Consider the following 2,004-nt stretch of genomic DNA (forward strand, 5'->3'; position numbering starts at 1 on the left):
GGCTAGGGACGCCTTCGTCCAATTTTCAGGCAGCTTTGGCCCGGCACAGGCAGCTTGCCCGAATTGGGATGTCGGCACGCGCGACAGCTTGGTCAAGAAGCAGCTTTACATGCGGGAGTTCGACAGTTTCGCCCCGCTTCGCCAGGCATTCATGCAAGCCGTGCAGGGCCCATACATTTCGCGGGTGCTGGCTGGGGCGTGGCAGTTTCCCGTCCAGGCCCAGATCAGCACGATATGCCGCTTCTGCTTCTTCATACTCGCCTGCTTCCATCAAGAGCGCGCCCAAGGCGTGGCGCGTGGGTTGGGGCCAGGACCATGGCTCTTCGTACATCAGCCCATCGTCCCGGGCGACCGCCTCGCGCAGGTAGCGCAGACCCTCATCGTGTCGCCCGGCCTTGAAGGCGATCTCGCCCAGCATCATTTGCTCGGCAACTGCAAGCACGTCACGCGCTGAATTGTTGAACAGCATCCGCTCCTCCGGCACTTGGGCATAAGCGGCGTCGAACTCATGCCGCACTGCCTCGGCTTCGTCATGCCTGCCCAGGTTGGCCAGCGCCACGGCGCGGGCATAAAGGATCAGCGCGTTGGTCGTCGTGTACAGTTCCTTGTCTTCGGGCTGGTCGAGCTCCAGGATCTCAGACCACATTCCGAAACGGATGTAGACATGCGGCAGGGCCGCGACGAAGGTTTCGAAAAGGTCGGGGTAGACCCGCACAACCTCATCCGGCACTTCTCCACGCAGGCGGACAGCGGCATCGATTGCTGCAGCCTTCTGGCCAAGGAACATGGCGCCATACAGGGCGAAATGAAGATTGTGGATGCGATAGAGCGCATAGAAATTCGCAGCCCCGGCATATGCCTTGAAGCGGTCATCCACCTCTGCGGCCGCGAGATTGCGGGACAGGACATTTTCATAGTCGCCACATAGAACATCGATATGGCTGGCCATGTGGACAAGATGTCCGGCCTCGGGAACCAGGGTGGTCAGGCGGTCGCCGTGCCGCAGGGCCCGTTCGGGGTGTGGGGACATCTCCATCAGGTGGATATACATGTGCAACAGGCCCGGATGATCCCATGCCCCCGGGGTGTGGTCGAAAGCGCGTTCCAGAACAGCCATCGCTTCTTCAGTGGATGCCTCTGGGTTCGGCACGCCTTTGTGAAAGTCCCACAATTGCCAGGGCGTCCGGTTCATCAATGCCTCGGCATAGACGAAGGCAATGTCGAGGTCGTCCCGATTTGCCTCGTACACAGGCTTCATCGCAGCCGCGAAACCGTCATTGAAAGGTTGGTAGTCTTCGATTTCTGGATCAGTGGGATACCGAGATGCCAGCGCTTCCAGCAGCGCCCGTTCCGCGGGTTTCAATGTTTCCAGGGCAAGGCCGGCGGACAATGCCTTGTGCGCACGTTCAAGCGCCGGGGCCTTTTCTTCGGGGGTGAAAACCTCCCATGGCTTGTTGTAGTTCGGGCCTATGGCATAGGCGATGCCCCAATGCGCCAAAGCACATGCCGGGTCAGCCGCCAAAACCTTTTCAAAACAGACGATTGCCTCTTCGTGATTATAGGCAAACAACCAGACCATACCTCGGTTGAACCAGGTTTGCGCCTCGGCTTTGCAGCTTGCGGGGCGGCTGTAGTCGCCGAGCTCAAAATAGTCTGACATCTCTCTTCCTCCCTGAAGACAGGTTTCATGATAGCACAGGTTCGACCAATCTGGTCGAAGCGGCCCAAAGCGATGGGAAAACGCCTTCAACAGGCTTAATGGAAGCCTTTGCTTGAAAAGCGTCGCCGGTATTCTGTTGGATTTCGCCAGGTCATCTTCCTGAAAAGCTGACGAAACGCCCGTGCGTCCGCATAAAGCTCTCCGTCTGGCGCGTAGATATCCCAGCCGTTCTTCAACAGCCTTTACCATCTCGAACGGTGGTCAGGAGCGGCTGTCTCATCTGTAAACAGCCGCTCTCAACGCTAATGCCCGACGGTGCCCGCATCTTGGCGGCGCTCCGACGT

Annotated in this window: 1 protein-coding gene; it reads right to left on the minus strand. The window is 58.8% G+C overall.

Going from position 1 to position 2,004, the window contains the following annotated elements:
- Positions 1-25: 25 nt before the first annotated feature.
- On the minus strand, positions 26-1,909 hold the full coding sequence (locus BLT50_RS18775; protein ID WP_342706716.1) for a tetratricopeptide repeat protein: 1,884 nt from the start codon (positions 1,907-1,909) through the stop codon (positions 26-28).
- Positions 1,910-2,004 lie beyond the last annotated feature (95 nt).

Source organism: Lutimaribacter saemankumensis (assembly GCF_900100005.1).
In the GTDB taxonomy this organism is placed as follows: Bacteria; Pseudomonadota; Alphaproteobacteria; order Rhodobacterales; family Rhodobacteraceae; genus Lutimaribacter; species Lutimaribacter saemankumensis.

Excerpts from the sequence above, each read along its gene's own strand:
- BLT50_RS18775 (WP_342706716.1), bottom strand. The coding sequence starts at position 1,909 with ATGGTAAAGGCTGTTGAAGAACGGCTGGGATATCTACGCGCCAGACGG.